The sequence below is a fragment of the Niveibacterium sp. COAC-50 genome (assembly GCF_013184235.1).
Taxonomy (GTDB): domain Bacteria; phylum Pseudomonadota; class Gammaproteobacteria; order Burkholderiales; family Rhodocyclaceae; genus Niveibacterium; species Niveibacterium microcysteis.
The window spans coordinates 1,437,386-1,458,293 of record NZ_JABCJM010000001.1; the positions used below are offsets into that span (position 1 = coordinate 1,437,386).

The following is a 20,908-nucleotide window of genomic DNA, read 5'->3' on the forward strand; positions in this document are numbered from 1 at the left end:
ACCCTGCCTGCGACCGGAAACACTGGGCTGATTTGCAATAACCAAAACAACTGCTTATGCAGCAGAGCGGGTATTGCCGGGTGTCAAGGCGACAGCACGATAAAAATGCCTCGCATATTTGCGAAGTATGCCGTCGGCAAGCGGCGATGTGTGTGCAGCGTTACGCATCCTGCAAGATTATTGGCCGCCAACTTGCTCTGGTGATGGTGTTCTTGTGCCTACAATCCAGGCTCATCGAAACACTGGATCGCCCTCAATGCGCCGCACATCCGCCACGCTGTCGATCTCGCGCCGCCACTTTCTTGCGCTGCCCTTGCTCGCAGCGGCCACTCGGCTTGGCGCAACACAGGGTCAGAAGCGCCTGGCGCTGGTTGTGGGTAACCACCTGTACCCCGATCCGTTTGATTTGCCACCGATTCCGAAGAACATTCGCGACGTTAGTGCTGCGCTCGAACTACGCGGCTTTCAGGTCGCGACGGCCGCCGATCTGGTTACACCCGCCTTTCTTGGTGCTATCCGTGATTTCGCGAATCGCGTGCGGGCGGCGGGCCCAGATGCTGTGGCGCTGTTCTTCTTCTCAGGACATGGCGTGCAGGTGGAGGCCGAAAATCTGTTGTTGTCGGCGGGGCTCAATCCAGCGAGTGCAGCGCGCGATCTGTTGGGGCAGGCAATCCGGCTGCGGCGGGATGTTCTGGACATCTTGCCGCAGCGGCCGGAGGGTTTGACCATGGCCGTCATCGATGCGTGCCGGACGTCGATCAGTTCGGTTACGCGGGACACAGATGGTCTCAATCAGATCGAGCCACCGCCTGGCGCGCTGGTTGCCTTCGCCACCGGCGCTGGACGCCCGGCGATCTCACCGGTCGATCCAGCGCAGAACACTTTCTACACAGGCTCGTTCGTCAAGGTTTTGAAGCAAGCGCCGGACGACGTGTCGTTCTCCGACTTCTTCCGCATGGTCAAGACCGATGTGACGCGAACGATGGAGAGCCATCCTGTGCGCGCCATACGACAGATCGCGCAGATCCCGTATATCGCGGAGAACACCCGTCAACGTACGCGCCTGGGCCTTGGGACGGAGACTGTACCGATGGCCGCGGACGAGCAGGGCGCTTGGGCGGAGGTTGAGGCTGCGACGTGGCCAGCCGACGTGATCAGTCGCGCGGAGAATTACCTGCGCGCCTATCCAGAGGGGCGCTTTGCCGCAAGCGCAACGGTTGCGCGAGACGGCGCGCGCGAAGCAGCAACGGCGCTGGGATCGCGCGATGTGCGGTTGTATCGCAGTGCGTTCGCGACCGACGTCGGTGACAGTGATTACCGCAGCGATCTCGGCAAGGTTGTTCGCGGCGACAAGGACGCTGCCGCCCGCATCGGGCGCATGTATCGCGATGGCACGCACCGCATCGCGGCAGACTTGAAGCGCTGGGAGGGTTGGCTGCAGTTGGCCGTGGAGCTTGGCAACGGTATTGCAAGTTATGAGCTGGCCCTGCATTACCGTGCGACGGATCAGCCCCATCTCGCATCGCGCTACGAGGGGCGGGCGAGGGCGCTCGGCTTCACGCCGCCGCCCACGCTCGACAATACCCGGAAGTAGCCTTACTGCTGGCGGCCGATCTCAACACGACGGTTTTCGCCGCCGGCAGGATCCTTCGGGTTACGCAACTTCTTCGATCCCATGCCGGCCGCTTCGAGCTGCCCCGGCTGCGCGCCCTTTGCGATCAAGTAGCTACGCACCGCTTGTGCGCGGCGGAACGAGAGTTTGTCATTGAGTGCATCAGGGCCGGTAATGTCCGTGTGCCCTTCGATCACGATCTTGTAGCTCGTATCGGTCTTGGTCTTGAGTACTTCTGCAAACGCGTCGAGCTGGTTCTTGAGTTGATCGCTGAGTTCGGAAGAGCCGCGCGCGAAGGAGGCGCCGGGCAATGAAAAGCGCACCGCGGGCTTGAAGCCCATGCACTTGAATCCGCTCGCCTCGAGTTCCTTGCAGGTGTCTTCGGGGAACAACCCCTCAGCCACGGTTTTAGCGTCCGGCACTCGGGTCCCGAGGTCGATGACCTCCTCTGCATAGGCGCCAGAAACATGAAGCAGCATGCTCGCCAGCAAGGAGGGGGCAAGACGGCGGAGTTTCGATGACATTGGGAATTCCTGCTGTGTTGGGTGGTTTCGTTTGCACGTTAGCCCAGCAGGAATTTCTGTCAAGCTCATGGATCACGCTCCGCCGCATGCCCGAGAGTCGCGCGTCAATTGGCTGGCGCCATCTCCTCGTAGTAGCGCACCAAGCGCTCGACTTCAGACCGCGACCCCATCACCACCGGGATCCGCTGATCCAACGCGTCGGGCTGTACGTCGAGGATGCGGCCGGTCCCCGTCGATGCCATCCCACCGGCCTGTTCCACAATCATCGCCATCGGGCTCGCCTCGTATAGCAGCCGCAGCCGCCCAGGTTTGGTCGGATCGCGCTTGTCCTTCGGGTAGATGAAAACGCCTCCGCGCGTGATCAAGCGGTGCATGTCGGCGACCATCGAGGCCACCCATCGCATGTTGAAATCCTTGCCGCGAGGCCCATCCTTACCAGCCAGCAACTCGTCGATATATCGCTTGATCGGTGCATCCCAGAGCCGTGCGTTGGAGTGGTTGATTGCGAACTCCTTCGTCTCGGCTGGAATCTGCATATCCCGCTGTGTCAGGAACCAGGTACCGAACTCGCGATCGAGCGTAAAACCGACGACGCCGGCGCCAACGGTCAGCACCAACAGCGTCTGGGGTCCATAAAGGGCGTAGCCCGCGGCGTGCTGGCGGGCTCCTGGTTGCAGGAAGGCCTTGGTATCCGGCGTCTGCCCCTCAGGGCAGTGAAGCACGGAGAAGATGGTTCCGACGGAAACGTTGTATTCCAGGTTGTTCGTGGCATCGAGCGGATTGAACACCAGCAGGTATTCACCCTTCGGATAGCGATTCGGGATGACGTAGGGTTCGCTCATGGTGTCCGACGCCATCGCCGCGAGGTGGCCACCCCATTCGTTGGACATCAGCAGGATTTCATTGGCCACCTGGTGAATCGGCTCGGTGTGTGGTGGCACTTCGTCGTCCGACCCGTACCCGGCGCCGATCGTGCTTGAAATGTTGGCTTTGCCGACATTGACACTGATCGCGCGAACAGCGCGAGCAACCACTTCAATCAACAGTCGCAGATCGGCTGTGATGACATTGCGGTCCCGCTGTTGTTCGAGCAGGTATTGCGTGAGCGTGATGCGTTCCATCGTGTCCCCCATCCCCATGCGTCATGACGGGCCCTGCGATTCCCCCGAATCCTGCTGGCGCCCCGGTTGATTAGCGCCAGTATGTCGTTTCGTTGCCTGGCGCAATAGTGGGGATCCCCCGAGGTGCGGCGACCATTCCTGGCGATGCCAACCTTTGCGACTGCCTGCTGGCCCGATTTCCCTGACGCCGCGCAAAAGCACCGCTCACCCGGCGCCTAGAATGAACTGTAGCCCGACGCTGCCGGGCATACGTGCGGAGGAAAGCGATGCCGCTGTCGTCCAGCCTGGATCGGGTGCTTGCAAGAATATCTGCACGCTACCAAGACGATCCGTACCAGTTGCTGCAAATGCTGCGCGCGGTGCAGGCTTCGTACTCGCACGTGCCGCAGGCGGCGATGCAGTTCTTTGCGCGCCACTTGGGCGTGCCGCTCTCCCAAGTCCAGGGCGTGGTGGAGTTCTACGCCTTCCTGCATGAGACGCCCCGCGGCCGCTACGACATCCGCTTTTCGGACAACATCACCGACCAGATGCTCGGCGCCCGCACGCTGATGCAGCGACTGTGCGAGCGGCTGGGCGTTTCCGCCGGTGTGCCCCGCGGCGATGGCGCGGTCACCGTGGATCTCACCTCGTGTACCGGCATGAGCGATCAGGGACCGGCGGCCTTGGTCAACGGATTGGCCGTGACGCGGCTCGACGCGGCCCGCATCGATGAGATGGCCGACCTGGTTGATGCGGGGATCGCACTGGAAGCCTGGCCCCGTGATTGGTTTGCGGTGCGCGACAACATTCGGCACCCGGGCCCGATGCTGGAACTGGCGATGGCGCCTGGCGCGGCATTGAAGGCCGCCGTTGCAAGAGGGGCCGCCAGTACCTTGACCGAATTGGCGCATTCGGGCCTGCGCGGGCGTGGTGGAGCGGGCTACCTGACAGCACACAAGTGGCGCTTCTGCCTTGAGGCACCGGGCGTTCAGCGCTTCGTGGTGTGCAACGCGGATGAGGGCGAGCCCGGTACCTTCAAGGACCGCGTGTTGCTGACACGCTTTGCGGACGAGCTCTTCGAGGGCATGGCGCTGGCCGGATTCGTGGTTGGCGCACGCCAGGGCTTTCTCTACCTTCGCGGTGAGTATGAGTACATGTTGCCGCATCTCGAATCCGTACTTGAGCGGCGCAGGGAAGAAGGGCTGCTTGGCAGCAATGTGATTGGCGCTGGCTTCGACTTTGACATTGGGATTCACCTTGGGGCCGGCGCGTACATCTGCGGCGAGGAGTCGGCACTGATCGAATCGCTCGAGGGCAAACGGGGCCAGGCGCGAGTGCGGCCGCCATTCCCCGCTGTTCGGGGCTATGCCGACAAGCCAACCGTCGTGAATAACGTACAAACGTTCATCCAGGCAGCGCAGATCTCCGCGATGGGGGCGCCATGGTTCTCGTCGCTGGGCACGGAAAAGTCACGCGGTACGGTGCTGTTATCCATCTCTGGTGATGTGCCGCGCCGCGGTATCTTCGAGTATCCATTCGGCGTCACGATCAGCGAAGTGCTGGCGGATTGCGGCGCCACCGCGGTGCAGGCGATTCAGATCGGTGGGCCGTCGGGCCACCTTATTGGCGCAAGTGAATTCGGGCGCCGCATCGCGTTTGAAGACATGCCCACGACGGGTTCGCTGATGGTGTTTGACTGGAGTCGCGACGTGATCGCCGTGGTGCAGAACTTCGCGCGCTTCTTCCAGCACGAGTCATGCGGTTTCTGCACACCATGCCGTGTCGGCACGACGGTTCTCCGGCAACTGGTGGACAAGGTGGCCGACGGCCACGCGAGCGCAGCAGACCTTGTCGAGATTGAAGGTGCCGGCAGGGTGACGCGCGCACTGAGCCATTGCGGGCTCGGGCAGACCGCACCGAATCCGGTGTTGGACGCGCTGACACGCTTTCGTCCTGCGTTCGAGGCCCGCTTGACCAGCGCAAACGGCGATCCGGGTTTTGATCTGGATGCTGAGCTCAGCGAAGCGCGGCAGATGAGCGGCAAGGAGATGCAACATGGCGGATAAGGGCCACTTTTTGTTCGACGGCGCGCCGACTCCGTTCGTCGCGGGGCAGACGATCATCCAGGCTGCAGCGGCAGCCGGGCACTACATTCCGCACCTGTGCTATCGCCCGGAGTTTCCACCGCACGGCTCGTGCAAGCTGTGCTCGGTCAAAGCCAACGGAAAGTTCACCTCGGCCTGCTTCGAGCCGGTCACCGAAAGCATGAAGGTGGAGAGCGAGACGCCGGAGATCCAGGGCTATCGCAAACGCGTGGTGCAAATGCTCTTTGCAGAAGGCAACCATTACTGCCCGTTCTGCCAGCAAAGCGGCAATTGCCAGTTGCAAGCAGTCGCCTACTACCTTGGCATGGAAGACACGCACTACGCGCATCAGTACCCACGGCGCGAGCTTGATGCCTCACACCCGGACACGATGATCGATCACGACCGCTGCATCCTGTGCGAGCTGTGTGTGCGAGCAAGTCGCGATGTGGACCACAAAGAGGTGTTTGGGGTCTCCGGGCGGGGCATTCACGCGCGCCTGGTCGTCAATAGCGCAACCGGGCTGCTCGGCGATTCACGCTTCTCGGCGAGTGATGTGGCGGCGCAGGTGTGCCCAGTGGGGGCGATCGTGCCCAAGCGGGCAGCGTTTGCGGTACCGATTGGTCAGCGTCGCTACGATCACCATGACATTGGCGAATCCGGCGACGCATCACCAAGCGCAACCAGCCCGGAGTGAACCGCGATCCGGCAGGTTGACGCCGGACAAGAGCGCAGTCGTCCATGAGGGGTATCAATTCGCATAGCGAAACCAACCCACGGGACACGACATGGCTTCCCCCCTCGGTCAGTCCACAACGCTGCACGACATTGCAGCGCGTCACCTCCATGCGCGCCATCGCCTTCTGCAGATGCTGCGCGAAGTCCAGGCGACGCGCTCGTATGTACCGGAAGAGGCAATCCAGTTCTTCGCGCATGTGCTCAATTTGCCGATCGCCCGCGTGCGCGGTTGCGTCGAGTTCTATAGCTTCCTGCACACCACACCGCGTGGTCAGTTCGACGTTTATTTCAGCGACTCAGTTACCGACCGCATGGCTGGCAGCCAGATTGTGGCAAAGCGCCTTGCTGAGCGGCTGGGCGTGACGTTTGACAAGCCGCGGCCAGACGGGCGCGTCACGGTGTCGCTGACTTCATGTACGGGGCACTGCGAACAGGCGCCGGCCGGCTTGGTGAACGGCCGCGTCTTCACGCGGATGACCGAGGCGCGCATCGAGAAAATGGCGTCATTGATTGAGCACAGGGTGCCGGTCAGCGAGTGGCCCGCCGACTGGTTTCACGTCGACGACGGAATTCGCGAGCGCGGTATCACGCTCGATACCTTCATCCCGCCGGGTGAGGCGATTCGCACTGCGCTCGCTCGCGGCCTCCCCGCGACGCTCGACGAAGTCGAACGTTCCGGACTCCAAGGGCGCGGCGGTGCAGGCTTCCCGGTTGGGCGTAAGTGGCGCGGCGCCTATGAAATGAAGGGCACCCATTACATTACCTGCAACGCCGACGAAGGCGAGCCCGGTACCTTCAAGGACCGCGTGCTGCTGGCCAAGTACGCCGACGAATTGTTCGAAGGCATGACGATTGCCGGACTGCTTGTGGGCGCCAAGAAGGGCTATGTGTACGTACGCGGTGAGTACGAATACATGATGGAGGGCTTGCAGAACGTGCTCGCCGAGCGCCGCGCAGCCGGGCTGTTGGGCGACAACGTGTGTGAGAGTGGGCTGGATTTCGACCTGCGGATCCACCTTGGGGCGGGTGCCTATGTATGCGGGGAACAGTCTGCGCTGCTCGAATCGCTGGAAGGCAAACGCGGCATTCCGCGCGTACGGCCTCCGTCTGCAGTGAAGATCGGCCTCTTCGGTCAATCAACCATCAACAACAACGTTGAGTCCTTCGTGCAGGCGGCGCAGATCGCCTGGAAGGGCGCAGAGTGGTTCTCCAGCCACGGGGAGGCCAAATCGCGCGGCACCAAGTTGCTGTCGGTTGCCGGCGATTGCCTGCGCCCGGGTATCTATGAACTGCCACTTGGGACCACCGTTCGGGAGTTGCTCGCACGCTGCGGCGGGGAGAACGCCAAAGCGGTGCAGGTAGGCGGCCCAGCGGGTACCTGCGTCGGGCGCGATGAGTTCGACCGCCGCGTGAGCTACGCCGACCTCGCTACGGGTGGCAGCATCATGGTCTTCAATGACTTGCGCGACATGGTGGACGTGGCGCGGCAGTTCGCTCACTTCTTTGCCCATGAGTCATGCGGCTTCTGTACGCCATGCCGCGTTGGCACCCAGATGCTCAAGCACTATGCCGACAAGATTGCGGACGGGCAGGGCACCAAACGCGACCTTGAACAGGTGCGTTCGCTCTGTGACTTCGTCAAGGGCTACTCGCATTGCGGCCTGGGAGAAACCGCGCCGAATACCTTGCTCGACACCATGAAGAGCTTCCCAGAGGAATACTCCAGTCGGCTATTGGCGGAGGCGGACTTCGTGCCCGATTTCGATCTGGATGCCTCGGTGACCGAGTCGCGTGCGCTGACCGGGCGGCAGGATCAACTTGACCAGATTCACAGCGATTGAGAGCCCCATGAGCGACCCGAAGAACACCTTCACACTGGACGGCCAGCCCGTCGAATTTGAAGCTGGCCAGACGATCATGAATGCCGCGCTGGCCGCCGGTCACTACATCCCGCATCTTTGCCATCACCGGGAGTTCCAACCTCACGGCAGTTGCAAAGTATGCACGGTGCGGGTGAATGGCTGGCTGAGCGCCAGTTGCACCACACCGGCGAGTGCTGGCGCAAAGGTAGAAAGCGATGCGGCGGACATCCAGGACGCACGACGCCGCATCGTTCAGATGCTGTTCATCGAGGGCAACCACTTCTGCCCGTTCTGCGTGAAAAGCGGCAATTGCCAACTGCAGGCCGTGGCGTACCACCTCGGCATGGAGGACACCTCGCTGCCGCATCGATTCCCCAGCCGCGCAATGGATGCGTCGCACCCCGAGGTCGTGCTGGACCGCGATCGCTGCATCAATTGCTCATTGTGCGTCCGCGCCAGTCGCGACGCCGATGGCAAGGAACTGTTCGGCCTCTCTGGGCGGGGCATCGACACGCAACTGGTCGTCAATTCGCCTACCGGCTTGCTGAAAGACACCAATATCGAGGCGACCGACCGCGCGATCCAGGTGTGCCCGACGGGTGCCTTGCTCGTGAAGCGTCGTGGTTACGAACAGCCGATTGGCGAGCGGCGTTTCGACGCCCAAACCATCGAATGTGAATTCGAATCCAAATACTGAACGGGACTCCGCAACGATGAACGCGCCCAACGAACAGCCCCCACGCCTGACGGTTGCGACCTGTTCGCTCGCAGGTTGTTTCGGGTGCCACATGTCCTTTCTGGATGTGGACGAGCGGATCGTTCAGCTCGCCCAGCTCGTGACCTTCGACCGCACACCGCTCACCGATGTGAAGCACTGTTCGGAGCATGTCGACGTCGGCCTGATTGAGGGTGGTCTCTGCAATGTCGAGAACGTTGAAGTGCTCCGCGAGTTTCGTGACCGCTGCAAGTACATCGTGGCCGTGGGCTCCTGCGCGATTACTGGCGGTGTGCCGGCTGTGCGCAACAAGTTCACCCTTGAAGCCTGCCTGCGGGAGGCATACATCGACGCACCAGGCATCGAGAATCCGCATATTCCGTTCGATGCCGAGATTCCGCTGCTGCTCAACAAGGTGCGACCAATCCATGAGGTGGTGCGGGTCGACTATGTGCTGCCCGGCTGCCCACCGCCCGCCGACGCATTCTGGGAGTTGCTGACCGCCTTGGTGGAAGGGCGCGAACCGCAGCTTGCCTACGAAAACCGAAGATTCGACTGAGCCGGAGCGCAACGCATGTACGAAAATCTGGAGACGGCAAGCGAGTCGATTGGCCTGCAGCGCCTCGCGATCGAACCGGTCAGCCGGGTAGAGGGACACGGCAAAGTCACGCTGCTACTGGACGCCGAACGCCGCGTGCGGCAGGCGCGCCTGCACGTCGTGGAGTTCCGCGGCTTCGAGAAATTCATCCAGGGCCGGCCCTATTGGGAAGTACCGACGCTGGTACAGCGCCTCTGTGGCATCTGCCCGGTGAGCCACCTGCTTGCAGCGTCGAAGGCAACCGACTTCTTCGTCGCCGGCAATGTGCCGATCTCGCCCACCGCAACCAAGCTGCGCCGCCTGTTGCATTTCGGCCAAGTGCTGCAGTCACATGCGCTGCATTTCTTCCATCTCGCCTCGCCGGATCTGCTTTTTGGATATGACGACCCGGTAGCGCATCGGAACGTCGTCGGCGTTCTGCAGGATCATCCGGAAATCGGATTGATCGGCGTGAAGCTGCGCAAGTATGGGCAAGAGGTGATCCGCGTGCTGACAGGCAAGCGTGTTCACGGCACCGGCTCAGTGCCGGGCGGTTTCAACAAGCCCTTGTCCGCCGAAGAGCGGGACTACTTGAAGCAGGACATGCTCACCGTGCTGGGTTGGGCTTCACACGGTCTCGCGATTGCCAAGCAGCTCTATGTGGCCGATGAGGCCGCAAACCAAGGCTTTGCCGCGGCGCGCTCGAACTTCCTGTCGCTGGTGGCGCCGGATGGCGGCTTGGAGCTCTACCACGGCGGCATTCGCGTGAAGGACGCCGACGGCGGCATCGTGCTCGACCATTTTGACTATCGGGGCTACAACTCCATCCTTCATGAGGAAGTGAAGTCCTGGAGCTACATGAAGTTCCCGTTCCTGACCGCGCTGGGCAGGGAACAAGGGTGGTATCGCGTGGGCCCGCTGGCTCGCATCAACAACTGCGACCATATTCCGACGCCACGTGCGGAAGCCGCGCGCGCCGATTTCATGGCCCACGGCGGCGGCCATCTGGTGCAAGCGACACTGGGCTACCACTGGGCGCGCATGATCGAGTTGCTGCATTGCGCAGAGGCGATCGCGGAATTGCTGGACGATCCGGAAATCACCGGAACAGACCTCTCTCGCTCGGGTACCCCGCTGCGTGAAGGGGTGGGCGTGATCGAGGCGCCGCGCGGTACCTTGTTCCACCATTACCGGATCGACTCCAACGACCTCATCACGATGGCCAACCTGATCGTTTCGACGACCAGCAACAACACCGCGATGAACGAGTCAGTGCGTGCGGTAGCCGCCGAATGTTTCGACGGGCGAGAGGTTACAGAGGGTCTTCTGAATCGCATTGAAGTGGCGATCCGAGCATACGATCCTTGCCTGTCCTGCGCGACCCATGCAGTGGGCAAGATGCCGCTGAGCATCGAAGCCATCGCGCCAGATGGTGAGGTCGTCAGCCGCTTGGTCAAGAGTGGCGACGGCAGCTTTAGCCGCGAGGCCGAAGCATGAGCGCCGCTCCGGTGCTTGTCCTTGCGTTCGGGAATCCCGGGCGCGGTGACGATGCGCTCGGACCGATGCTTGCCGATCGGCTGGAAGACTGGCTTGCTGCCCAAGGCCGGGACGACGTGGAGGTGATCGTCGACTTCCAACTCAACATCGAACATGCCCTCGATCTGGCTGATCGCGAGCGCGTGCTGTTCGTGGATGCGCGCGCGTCGGGCGAAAACGGCGCCAGGCTGGATGCGATTTCCGCCCGAGCCGATGCCAGTTACTCCACGCACGCGGTTTCACCGCAAGGCTTGCTGGCGGTGCATGAGCAGGTTATCGGGGAGACGCCACCACAGGCGGAACTGCTTTCCTTGCGGGGGCATTCGTTCGAGCTGGGTGACCCACTGAGCCTTGCGGCACGACAAGCGCTGGAAGCGGGATGGAGCGGCCTACTCGGATGGCTGGATGCTGCGACGTGCAGTCGGACGACGGCCACCGTCTGAGGCCAACCGCCGCCGCGATGGCGTGACCTCATTAGGTTGCTGGCGAACATCCACGTTGTCGGTGTTTCCGTGCCGCGCTGTGCCGGCGCTGAGGCTATGGGCAACAGGGCTGCTGTGTGCCCGGTAAGGCCCCTACGTGATACGCGACCGGATAGTCGCTGGGCGATCAACAACGGTGAGTGGTTCGCGAGCCATACGCCGAGCGCCAGCGCCCCTTTGCCCCGAACTGACGCGTAGCCCCTCAGAGGTCAGCGGATGGTTGCGACGCAATCCTGCGCCAACTGCTGGGCGGCTACAAAACCATCGATCCGGTCACCCGTCGAGTCAAACAGCGCGTCCGACTTGATATGGCGAGCCCTGACCACGAACGACTCTTCAGCCTGAAGTTGCTTGACGAGCCTGGCCGTATCCTTGGCCCCGAATCGCAGCGTGCCACTCGGGCTCAGGTGCACGTCGGAGAGGAACGCCTGGCCGGCGATGTTGATGCCGACGCCGTTGGTGTTTGTGCTGAAGGGCATCGACGGCGTGCCGGGCTCTGCTGCCGAGACAAGTTCCGCGATCTCGCCTTCTTTTGTGTACTCGACACGTAGGCGTGCCACCGCAACCGGGCGATAACGCGAACCAAAGCCGATCGAAGGCGACTGCACAAAGCAGCCTGACTTGCCGTTGCCGTCGGTTCGCTTCTCGAATTGCCAAGCCGAGCCTGCATCCCGTTGGGCGCCAACATGCTCGGTCCGTGCTTCCGGCGCACATGGAATGTCCTGAAATACGGTCCGTCCGTCGGCCATCTTGCACTTGTAGGTGGTCGCAAATGCGACTGGCGAGGCGACGAGCAGGATACTGATAACGAGCAGGCGTGTTTTCATGGTGGCCGGAAGTTGGTGAGGTCGGATGCCTTGCGGATTGTAAGGCCTCGCAAGAGCCCGCCCCGTGCCTCAGTTCATTAAAGATTATCAATTGCCTTGTTCTGGAATCGGCGCATCATGTCGCCCGCAAAAGGCCCGCGTGGCCAACCAGGACAACGGAGGTTTGAAGCATGCGTATCGAACAGGATCTGAAACTGGACTTCAAGGATGTCCTGATCCGCCCAAAGCGGTCGACCTTGTCCTCGCGATCGGAGGTCGACATTTCGCGTGAGTACACCTTCCTGCACTCAGGGCGAAAGTACCGCGGCGTACCAATCGTGGCGGCCAACATGGACGTCACGGGCACATTCGAAATGGCCACCGCGCTCGACAAGCAGATGCTCGCGACCGCGCTGCACAAGCATTACGACGATGACGCCCTGGTAGCCCATTTCAGCGCACTCGCGGATAACGCCACCCGCTTCTACTCGATGGGCATTGGGGCCGCGGACATGGCGAAGTTTCGCCGGGTCATGGAGCGGGCAGGGCCGGCAATCAAGAGCGTCTGCATCGACGTTGCGAACGGCTATACCAAGGCGTTCGTTGACTTCATCCATTCACTGCGCGAGGCCTATCCGGCGCTGACGATCATGGCCGGCAACGTTGTTACCGGTGAAATGACCGAAGAGCTGGTGCTGGGCGGGGCCGATATCGTCAAGGTTGGCATCGGCCCAGGCTCGGTGTGCACGACCCGCAAGATGACGGGCGTGGGCTATCCGCAGCTCTCCGCGATCATCGAATGTGCCGATGCCGCGCACGGCTTGGGCGGTTTGATCTGTGCGGACGGCGGCTGTACGACACCGGGCGATGTGGCTAAAGCATTCGGCGGCGGGGCGGACTTCGTGATGCTCGGTGGCATGCTGGCCGGGCATGATGAGTGTGGCGGGCAACTGGAAGAAGTGGACGGCGTACGCAAGATGCGCTTCTACGGCATGAGCTCCCGCATCGCGATGCAGAAATACGCCGGGGGCGTAGCAGAGTACCGTGCCTCCGAAGGCAAGGAGGTGCTGATCGACTATCGCGGTCCGGTGGAAAACACCCTGCAGGATCTGCTCGGCGGCGTGCGCTCAGCTTGCACCTATGTGGGCGCCCGCAAGCTCAAGGAGCTATCCAAGCGCACCACATTCATCCGCGTCAGTCAGCAGCTCAACGAGGTTTTCGGCAAGTCCTGAACGAGTTCAGATCGTCTCCGGCACCATCTCGATTGCGCCGCAGGGGCACTCTGCGGCGCACAGACCGCAGCCCTTGCAGTAGTCCAGGTTGATCTTGAAGCGTTTGCCCGGACCAAGTTTGATCACCGCGTTGTCCGGGCAAACCCCGTAGCAGTTGTCGCATTCGAAGCAGTTGCCGCACGAGAGGCAGCGGCGTGCTTCGAACAGCGCCGTATCTGCGTTCAACCCGCTTACGACTTCGTCGAAGGTCGATTCGCGCCGCACCCGCTCCAGCTCTTGCTGCACCGAGCGCGGAGCGTCTGTGTAGTACCAGGTATTCAGACGTTCGAAGGGGGCCACCGGGTGCTTTTCGGGTACATCTGGGGCCTCACCCCGCAGCCATGCATCGATATGACGCGCCGCTTTCTTCCCGTGGCCGAGGGCGACGGTTACCGTGCGTTCGGCCGGCACCATATCGCCGCCGGCAAAGATGCCCGGGCACGCTGTCATCATGTTCGAGCCGACGCCGACCACGCCGTCAGTGAGCTGCAGATCTGGCACATCATCAAGGAGTGACAGGTCAACGTCCTGCCCCAGAGCGAGCACCAGCGAGTCGGCTTCGATCTGCTCAAATTCGCCGGTTGGCTGAGGAAAACCGGTTTCGTCGAGCGCCATCTTCTCGATGGTGAATTGCTCACGCGCTCCGGCGTCCGCCCCCATCTTGATCGTGGACAGCCACCGGAACATCACGCCCTCGTCCAGAGCTTCCTGAACTTCGGAGTCATGCGCCGGCATCCGGTCGCGCGTGCGCCGGTAGATGATGACTGCCTCCTCGGCGCCAAGGCGGCGTGCAGTGCGCGCAACATCAATCGCAGTATTGCCACCGCCATACACCAGCACACGGCGGCCGAGCAGGGGCTTTTCGCCGAGTTCCACACTGCGCAGCACGCTCAGTGCGTCCATGATGCGCGCAGCCTCGCCAGCGGGCACCCAGGCCCGTTTGGATACATGCGCACCGACGGCAACGAACGCCGCGTCAAAACCACCTTCGTCGCGCGCCTTGAGGAGATGCTCGACCTTTGTATTGAGCCGGATCGTCACGCCGAGTTGTTCAATGCGACGAATCTCGGCGTCCAGCACATCGCGCGGCAAGCGGTACTTCGGGATACCAAAGCGCATCATGCCGCCCGCCATCGGGCCCGCTTCCCGCACCTCCACCGCATGCCCCAGGCGCGCCAGGTGGTACGCCGCAGCCAGGCCAGATGGGCCTGCACCGACAACCAGCACGCGTTTGCCACTCATGGCTGGCGGTCGCGCGAACTGCCAGTTCTGCTTGATCGCTTCGTCACCGAGAAAGCGCTCAACTGCGTGGATGCTGACCGCGGAATCCAGCCGCGCGCGATTGCACGCCCCTTCGCAGGGGTGGTAGCAGACGCGTCCGGTCACCGCTGGCATCGGATTGTCCTGAACCAGCACCCGCCACGCCGCCTCGTATTGTCCGCTCTCGGCGTGGTAGAGCCAGCCCTGGATATTTTCGCCAGTTGGGCAGCCTTGGTTGCAGGGCGGAAGGTGGTCGACATAACTTGGCCGAGCGGTGCGCCAGCTGCCGGTGTGGTTGGCCAGCGACGAGCCTGGGTCAAGCGTGATGGCAAACGGTTTGTCCATGATCGGCTCCGCTCCTCAGGGCAGCAGTGCGTAACGCTTGATGTTGCGATCGGCCTGCGCCTGGATGACTGCAATCCGTTCGGTGTCGATCGTAGGTTCGAACAGATGCGCAAAGCGCTTTTGCAGGCGCAGGAACTCATCGACCGGAACTGGGCGCCGGATCGGGCGAGCCTCGCTCACCTCACCGAAGCGCGCTTCGAAGATCGGGAACAGGCCGCTCTCGGTTGCCAGTCGCGCCAGGCGGATCGTGTCGCTGGAAGCGGCGCCCCAACCAAGCGGGCAGGGCACAAGCACATGGATATAGCGCGCGCCGCGAAGATGGGTGGCTTCTTCCACCTTTGCCTCCAGATCGCGCAAGTCAGCAACGCTCGCGGTGGCGACATACGGAATCCGATGCGCCATGGCGATCTCTGGCAAGAACTTGCCTTGTCCGAATTCGTTGCCGGGCGCCGGCCCCATCGCCGGTGTTGTTGCGGTTCTTGCCGCTGCGGGCGTGGCGGACGAGCGCTGCACGCCGGTGTTCATGTAGGCCTCGTTGTCGTAGCAGATGTAGAGCACATCATCGTTACGTTCGAACATGCCGGAAAGGCAACCAAAGCCGATGTCAGTTGTTCCGCCGTCGCCCCCCTGTGCGATCACGCGGACATTGCGCCGCCCCTTTACGCGCAGGGCTGCGGCAACGCCTGTGGCAACCGCGGGCGCGTTGCCAAAGAGCGAGTGCATCCATGGCACCTGCCATGATGTTTCGGGGTAGGGCGTTGAAAACACTTCGAGGCAACCGGTGGCATTGACGACCACCATCTGCCTGTCGGTGGCATGCATCGCAGCATCCATTGCATAGCGGGCGCCCAGTGCCTCACCGCAGCCTTGGCAAGCGCGGTGGCCAGAAGTCAGTGAGTTGGCACGGGCGACGGTCGCCTGCACGGTACGCTGCGCCTCATCGAGCAACCGGTTGCCGACGGTGTAGGTGCCAGTCTGGTAGAAGCGGACAGGTTGGAAGCTCATGCTGCTCTCCTACTCGATGCGGACACTGGCACGTGCGATCTCTTGCACCATCCGGTTCGCCAAAGGCCCACTGCGGCGAACCTCGCGTTCATGCGCGAGAACGCGGTCGACCGCGCCCTGGTCGAGATCGAGGAAGCTCAGACTCGCCAACGCTCCTGCGAGCGCTGTGCGGAACAAGCGTTCGAGCGAGACAGCCGTGATCGGCCTGCCACCGAGACCTGCGACGACGGTGTGCGTTGGAATGTGCAGGCCTGCGAGTGCCTTGCGCAGCGAGTCGGCGACGATGCCCCCCTGGCCAATGGCAAAGCTGCGCTCAATTACAACGACGCGCTTTGCTTGAGCCAACGCTTCACGTACCGCGTCGAGCGGGAAGGGGCGGAAGGTCTTGATGGCCAGCACGCCTATCGAGGCCCCCTCAGCGCGCAGCGCGTCCACCACGTCCTTGATGGTGCCGAGCACTGAGCCGAGCGCAACGATCACGGTGTCGGCGCCCTCGCTGTGGTATTCGGAAATCAGTCCGCCGGCTTCCCGGCCGAAACACTGGCTGAACTCAAGCGCCAGTTCAGGGATCAGCGCCAAGGCCTGCAGTTGCCGCGCGTGGGCAAGGTAGCGCACCTCGGTGAAGGCCTCGGGGCCCACCATTGCACCAATCGAAACCGGATCGTCCGGGTCTAGGAGTTGGCGCGGTTCGTAGGGCGGCAGGTAACTGTCGACCAGCGCCTGGCTCGGGATGTCGACGCGTTCGTAAGCATGGGTAAGGATGAAGCCATCCATGCACACCATAACCGGCAGCGACAAGGCTTCGGCCAACTTGAAGGCCTGGATGTGCAGATCCAGAGCCTCCTGATTGTTCTCGGCGAAGAGTTGCAGCCATCCGCTGTCGCGCAAGGCCATCGAATCGGAATGATCGTTCCAGATGTTGATCGGCGCGCCGATCGCACGATTGGCTATCGTCATCACGATCGGCAGGCCCAGCCCCGATGCGTTGAACACTGCTTCGGCCATGAACAGCAGGCCTTGAGAGGCGGTGGCTGTGTACGCACGCGCCCCCGCGGCCGAAGCGCCGATCGCTACCGACAATGCGGCGAACTCCGACTCAACGTTGATGTATTCGCAGGGCCATATATCGCCGGTTCGCACCATCTCGGAGAGCGCTTCAACGATGTGCGTTTGCGGAGATATCGGATAGGCGCAAATCACCTCGGGCCGGCATAGCGCTACCGCTTCGGCGACGGCCCGCGAACCTTCGATCTGTTTAAGCACGTGAGACTCCCTTGCAGCCCGGTCGGCCAACTGGCAGTTCAGATTTCGGCGGGTTGGAGGGCCGCCATTGATCGCGCGGTGGCGAAGGCATCACTCGCGGCCGCGATGTTGGCCTCGGCGATGCGCGGATTGAACTTCTCGCGAATTGCGGCGTGGATGGATTCGAGTCGCACCAGGCCGGTAATCGCTGCGAAGCCGGCCAGCAGCGGGACGTTCGGGACCGGGCGACCAACATGCCGCAAGGCGATTTCGGTCGCGGGCATCGTGCATAGGTGCGCCGGCGGGAAGCGCTCTGCGACCGAGGCAAGGCCCAACTCTTCGAAACTGCTGCTCGAATTGATCAACACGTAGCCGGTACTGACCAGACCCGCGAACACGTCGATCTGATGGAGCAGGGTGGGATCCTGAATGATCAGCGCGTCCGGCTTCATGACCGGCTCACGCGACCGGATCTCCTTCTTGTCGATACGGCAGAAGGCGACTACGGGCGCGCCTGTGCGCTCTGAACCGAAGCTGGGAAAGGCTTGCGCCCATTCGCCATCAAGAAAGGCGGCGATCGAGAGCATTTCGGCGGCGGACACCACCCCCTGACCACCGCGACCATGGATGCGTATCTGGAACATCGCGCCTCCCCCGAAGCTGATGCTACCCAACCAACCTGAAACCCCCACGATGCCGTTAACCGCATCGATGAGCCGGATTGTGGGCGCCATGCAGGGCGCGACCTTGACATTGGGCAAAAGCAATGCGGCCCGCACGATGGCGGGCCGCAAGGAGGAATGAGGCTGTCCGGTCAGCGATTACTTGGGAAGCTGAACACCGTTCCTTCGCGCACGCCAGCCGACGGCCAGCGCTGCGTAATTGTCTTGCGGCGGGTGTAGAAGCGCACCGCGTCCGGGCCGTATGCCGACAGGTCGCCGAACAGCGAGCGCTTCCAGCCTCCAAAGCTGTGATACGCCACCGGTACCGGCAGCGGTACGTTCACGCCCACCATGCCGACCTTGATGTTGTCGGTAAAGTAGCGGGCTGCTTCGCCGTCGCGGGTGAAGATGCAAGTGCCGTTGCCGTACTCGTGGGCATCGATAAGGTCCATGGCCTCCTGCAAGCTCTTTACACGCACCACCGAGAGCACCGGCCCGAAGATCTCGTCACGGTAGATCTTCATCTGCGGGGTCACGTTGTCGAACAAACAGCCGCCAAGGAAGTAACCGGACTCGTGCCCAGGCACCTTGATGCCACGGCCATCGACGACAAGCGTGGCACCTTCCTCGACCCCAAGGTCTACATAGCCCTTCACCTTGTTGAAGTGCTCGCGCGTGACCAGCGGCCCCATGTCGTTGCTGTTGTCGGTGCCGGGCCCGACCTTCATCTTGGCCAGTTCTGCGGTGAGACGCGCCACGACGTCGTCACCCACCGCGTCGCCGACCGCAACGACGACCGGAATCGCCATGCAGCGCTCGCCGCAGGATCCATATGCTGCACCCATCAGCGCGCTGACCGCGTTGTCCAGGTCGGCATCGGGCATCACGATGGCGTGGTTCTTGGCCCCACCCAAAGCCTGAACCCGCTTGCCGTTGGCGCAGCCGGTAGCGTAGATGTACTCGGCGATCGGGGTTGAGCCAACAAAGCTCACCGCCTGTACCCGCGGGTCGGCGAGCAAGGTATCGACCGCGACCTTGTCGCCGTTGACCACGTTCAACACGCCAGGTGGAAGCCCAGCTTCCATCGCCAATTGTGCGATGTAGAGCGTTGAAGACGGATCGCGTTCGGAGGGCTTCAACACGAAGGTGTTGCCGCAAACCACCGCCATCGGCCACATCCACAGCGGCACCATGCAGGGGAAGTTGAAGGGGGTGATGCCCGCTGCAACGCCCAGCGGTTGGAATTCGCTCCATGAATCGATTGCCGGGCCAACGTTCTTGCTGTGCTCGCCCTTGAGTAACTCGGGCGCGCAGCAGGCGTATTCCACGTTCTCAATGCCGCGCTGGAGTTCGCCCATTGCGTCGTTGAGCACCTTGCCATGCTCGTCCGTGATCAGCGCGCAGATTGTGTCGGCGTGCTCTTCAAGCAACTGCTTGAAGCGGAACATGATGCGCGCGCGCTTGATTGGTGGGGTATCGCGCCAGGCAGGGAAAGCGGCCTGCGCTGCGGCGACCGCCGCCTGAACGGTGTCCGATGAGGCCAAGGCGACCTGCTTGGTCGCTTCGCCCGTGGCCGGGTTGTAGACGTTCTGCACGCGCCCGGCATCGGCAACCGCCTTGCCGCCGATGAGGTGACCTACGATATTCATGGTGCGATCCTGCATGTTCGTTTGAGTGGGCATCAGGGCAGCGACTGGATGACGTCGCCCAGGGCGTCGACCAGGCGATCGATCTGCTCTTTTTCGACAATGAATGGCGGTGCCAGCTGAATCGTGTCGCCGCCGTACCGAACGTAGAAGCCCTTCTCCCAGCACTTCATCGCGATCTCGTATGGGCGCCGCGCAGGCTCGCCCGGCATCGCTTCAATGGTGAGGCCCGCAGCAAGCCCGTAGTTGCGGATATCGCTGATGTACTTGAGTCCCTTCAGACCGTGCACCGCGTTCTCGAAGTACGGTGCAATTTCGGCGACGCGCGCCACGAGGTTCTCCTTCTCCAGCACATCCAGTGCCGCCATCGCTGCGGCGCAGGCGAGCGGGTGGGCGGAGTAGGTGTAGCCGTGCGGGAACTCGAGCATGTATTCCGGGCCACCGCTGTCGATGAAGGTGCGGTAGATCTCCTCGGTCGCGATCACTGCGCCCATCGGCACCGCGCCGTTTGTAATCTGCTTTGCGACGTTGAGGATGTCCGGCACGACGTCGAAAGCCGTGGCGCCGAACAGCGAACCGGTGCGCCCGAAGCCGGTGATGACTTCGTCGAAAATCAGCAGGATGTCGTGCTGCGTGCAGATCTCGCGCAAACGTTTGAGATAGCCCTGCGGCGGAATCACCACCCCCGACGAACCCGAGAAGGGTTCCACGATCACGGCCGCAATGTTCGACGCATCGTGCAGCGTAATCAGATTCAGCAGTTCGTCTGCGAGGTGCGCGCCGTATTCGGGCGATCCGCGCGAGAACGCGTTTTGCTTCAATTGGGTGTGCGGTAGATGGTCGGCCTCGATTCCTTGGCCGAACAGCTTGCGGTTGCCGGCAATGCCACCGACGCTGATGCCTCCGAAGTTGACACCGTGGTACCCCTTTTCGCGGCCGATCAAGCGTGTCTTGCTCGCTTTGCCCTTTTGCCGCCAGTACGCGCGCGCCATCTTCAGCGCGGTGTCGGCGGATTCGGAGCCGGAGCCGGTGAAGAACACATAGTCGAGTCCTGCTGGCGCCATCTCCTTGATTCGGTGCGCCAGCTCGAAAGCAGTAGGGTGCCCGAACTGGAACGCGGGGGAGTAATCGAGTGTCGCCGCTTGGCGTCGGATGGCTTCGGTGATCTCCGGGCGGCAATGCCCCAATCCAGAGCACCAGAGCCCGGAGAGCCCATCAAACACCTGTCGCCCGCTGGCGTCATACAGGTAGGCACCCTCTGCGCGTGTAATCAGGCGTGGGTTCTTCTTGAAGTCCCGGTTTCCCGTAAATGGCATCCAGTGCGCTTCAAGCTGTTCGGCACTCAGGCCGCAGTTCAGGCTTTCCATCTTCATGCGAACTCCAGTGAGCTGGCGAGTCTTCTGACGTAGCAATCTTCTCCCAAGTGCTTGCTTGCGTTAAA

Annotated in this window: 19 protein-coding genes; 10 read left to right on the forward strand and 9 right to left on the reverse strand. The window is 62.3% G+C overall.

The genetic code is table 11. The features are described from left to right. The first annotated feature begins 256 nt into the window (after positions 1-256). On the forward strand, positions 257-1,594 hold the full coding sequence (locus HH302_RS06380; RefSeq protein ID WP_172199827.1) for a caspase family protein: 1,338 nt from the start codon (positions 257-259) through the stop codon (positions 1,592-1,594). Positions 1,595-1,596: 2 nt separating this feature from the next. Here HH302_RS06380 and HH302_RS06385 read toward each other — a convergent pair whose 3' ends face one another. Together HH302_RS06385 and HH302_RS06390 are read right to left on the reverse strand one after the other, a co-directional pair. Then, entirely contained in the window at positions 1,597-2,205 is a 609-nt protein-coding gene (locus HH302_RS06385; RefSeq protein ID WP_172199871.1) for an OmpA family protein, read from the reverse strand. A gap of 35 nt (positions 2,206-2,240) precedes the next feature. Next, positions 2,241-3,257, reverse strand: coding sequence for a class 1 fructose-bisphosphatase (locus tag HH302_RS06390; RefSeq protein WP_172199874.1), 1,017 nt, complete (start codon positions 3,255-3,257; stop codon positions 2,241-2,243). Positions 3,258-3,523: 266 nt separating this feature from the next. Between HH302_RS06390 and HH302_RS06395 the strand changes: the two genes are divergently transcribed. From HH302_RS06395 to HH302_RS06425, 7 genes are all read left to right on the forward strand, one after another. After that, positions 3,524-5,302 (forward strand): NAD(P)H-dependent oxidoreductase subunit E, encoded by a 1,779-nt coding sequence (locus HH302_RS06395; RefSeq protein ID WP_172199877.1) that lies wholly within the window; start codon positions 3,524-3,526, stop codon positions 5,300-5,302. Continuing rightward, complete coding sequence (locus HH302_RS06400) at positions 5,292-6,017, forward strand: 2Fe-2S iron-sulfur cluster-binding protein (protein ID WP_172199880.1); 726 nt, start codon at positions 5,292-5,294, stop codon at positions 6,015-6,017. The genes HH302_RS06395 and HH302_RS06400 overlap by 11 nt, the downstream gene beginning before the upstream one ends. A 91-nt stretch (positions 6,018-6,108) precedes the next feature. Next, entirely contained in the window at positions 6,109-7,899 is a 1,791-nt protein-coding gene (locus tag HH302_RS06405; RefSeq protein ID WP_172199883.1) for an NAD(P)H-dependent oxidoreductase subunit E, read from the forward strand. Positions 7,900-7,906: 7 nt separating this feature from the next. Next, complete coding sequence (locus HH302_RS06410; protein ID WP_172199886.1) at positions 7,907-8,617, forward strand: 2Fe-2S iron-sulfur cluster-binding protein; 711 nt, start codon at positions 7,907-7,909, stop codon at positions 8,615-8,617. A gap of 16 nt (positions 8,618-8,633) precedes the next feature. Continuing rightward, the gene (locus HH302_RS06415; RefSeq protein ID WP_172199889.1) at positions 8,634-9,194 is read left to right on the forward strand and encodes an NADP oxidoreductase; all 561 of its coding nucleotides are present in this window, start codon (positions 8,634-8,636) and stop codon (positions 9,192-9,194) included. Positions 9,195-9,209: 15 nt separating this feature from the next. Next, positions 9,210-10,709 (forward strand): Ni/Fe hydrogenase subunit alpha, encoded by a 1,500-nt coding sequence (locus tag HH302_RS06420; protein WP_172199892.1) that lies wholly within the window; start codon positions 9,210-9,212, stop codon positions 10,707-10,709. Beyond that, a complete protein-coding gene (locus HH302_RS06425) occupies positions 10,706-11,191 on the forward strand; it encodes a hydrogenase maturation protease (protein WP_172199895.1) in 486 nt (161 codons plus the stop codon). Before HH302_RS06420 ends, HH302_RS06425 begins: the two co-directional genes overlap by 4 nt. A 248-nt stretch (positions 11,192-11,439) precedes the next feature. Here HH302_RS06425 and HH302_RS06430 read toward each other — a convergent pair whose 3' ends face one another. Further along, a complete protein-coding gene (locus HH302_RS06430) occupies positions 11,440-12,057 on the reverse strand; it encodes a DUF4124 domain-containing protein (protein ID WP_172199898.1) in 618 nt (205 codons plus the stop codon). A 170-nt stretch (positions 12,058-12,227) separates the two neighbouring features. Between HH302_RS06430 and HH302_RS06435 the strand changes: the two genes are divergently transcribed. Continuing rightward, a complete protein-coding gene (locus HH302_RS06435) occupies positions 12,228-13,268 on the forward strand; it encodes a GMP reductase (protein WP_172199901.1) in 1,041 nt (346 codons plus the stop codon). A 6-nt stretch (positions 13,269-13,274) separates the two neighbouring features. Here the strand turns inward: HH302_RS06435 and HH302_RS06440 are convergent, their stop codons facing one another. Genes HH302_RS06440 through HH302_RS06455 form a run of 4 tightly spaced genes read right to left on the reverse strand, consistent with a single transcriptional unit; the run spans position 13,275 to position 17,803 of the window. Then, a complete protein-coding gene (locus HH302_RS06440) occupies positions 13,275-14,912 on the reverse strand; it encodes an NAD(P)-binding protein (RefSeq protein WP_172199904.1) in 1,638 nt (545 codons plus the stop codon). 15 nt (positions 14,913-14,927) lie between these two features. After that, entirely contained in the window at positions 14,928-15,917 is a 990-nt protein-coding gene (locus HH302_RS06445) for a thiamine pyrophosphate-dependent enzyme (protein ID WP_172199907.1), read from the reverse strand. Between the two features lie 9 nt (positions 15,918-15,926). After that, positions 15,927-17,180: a transketolase C-terminal domain-containing protein gene (locus HH302_RS06450; RefSeq protein WP_172199910.1), complete on the reverse strand. Its 1,254-nt coding sequence runs from the start codon at positions 17,178-17,180 to the stop codon at positions 15,927-15,929. Between the two features lie 38 nt (positions 17,181-17,218). Further along, positions 17,219-17,803 (reverse strand): 2-oxoacid:acceptor oxidoreductase family protein, encoded by a 585-nt coding sequence (locus HH302_RS06455; protein ID WP_172199913.1) that lies wholly within the window; start codon positions 17,801-17,803, stop codon positions 17,219-17,221. Here HH302_RS06455 and HH302_RS06460 point away from each other — a divergent pair. Then, positions 17,787-17,963, forward strand: coding sequence for a hypothetical protein (locus HH302_RS06460; protein ID WP_172199916.1), 177 nt, complete (start codon positions 17,787-17,789; stop codon positions 17,961-17,963). The genes HH302_RS06455 and HH302_RS06460 overlap by 17 nt on opposite strands. A gap of 10 nt (positions 17,964-17,973) precedes the next feature. Here HH302_RS06460 and HH302_RS06465 read toward each other — a convergent pair whose 3' ends face one another. Together HH302_RS06465 and HH302_RS06470 are read right to left on the reverse strand one after the other, a co-directional pair. Beyond that, the gene (locus HH302_RS06465; RefSeq protein ID WP_172199919.1) at positions 17,974-19,470 is read right to left on the reverse strand and encodes a CoA-acylating methylmalonate-semialdehyde dehydrogenase; all 1,497 of its coding nucleotides are present in this window, start codon (positions 19,468-19,470) and stop codon (positions 17,974-17,976) included. Between the two features lie 32 nt (positions 19,471-19,502). Beyond that, positions 19,503-20,840: an aspartate aminotransferase family protein gene (locus tag HH302_RS06470; protein ID WP_172199922.1), complete on the reverse strand. Its 1,338-nt coding sequence runs from the start codon at positions 20,838-20,840 to the stop codon at positions 19,503-19,505. Positions 20,841-20,908 lie beyond the last annotated feature (68 nt).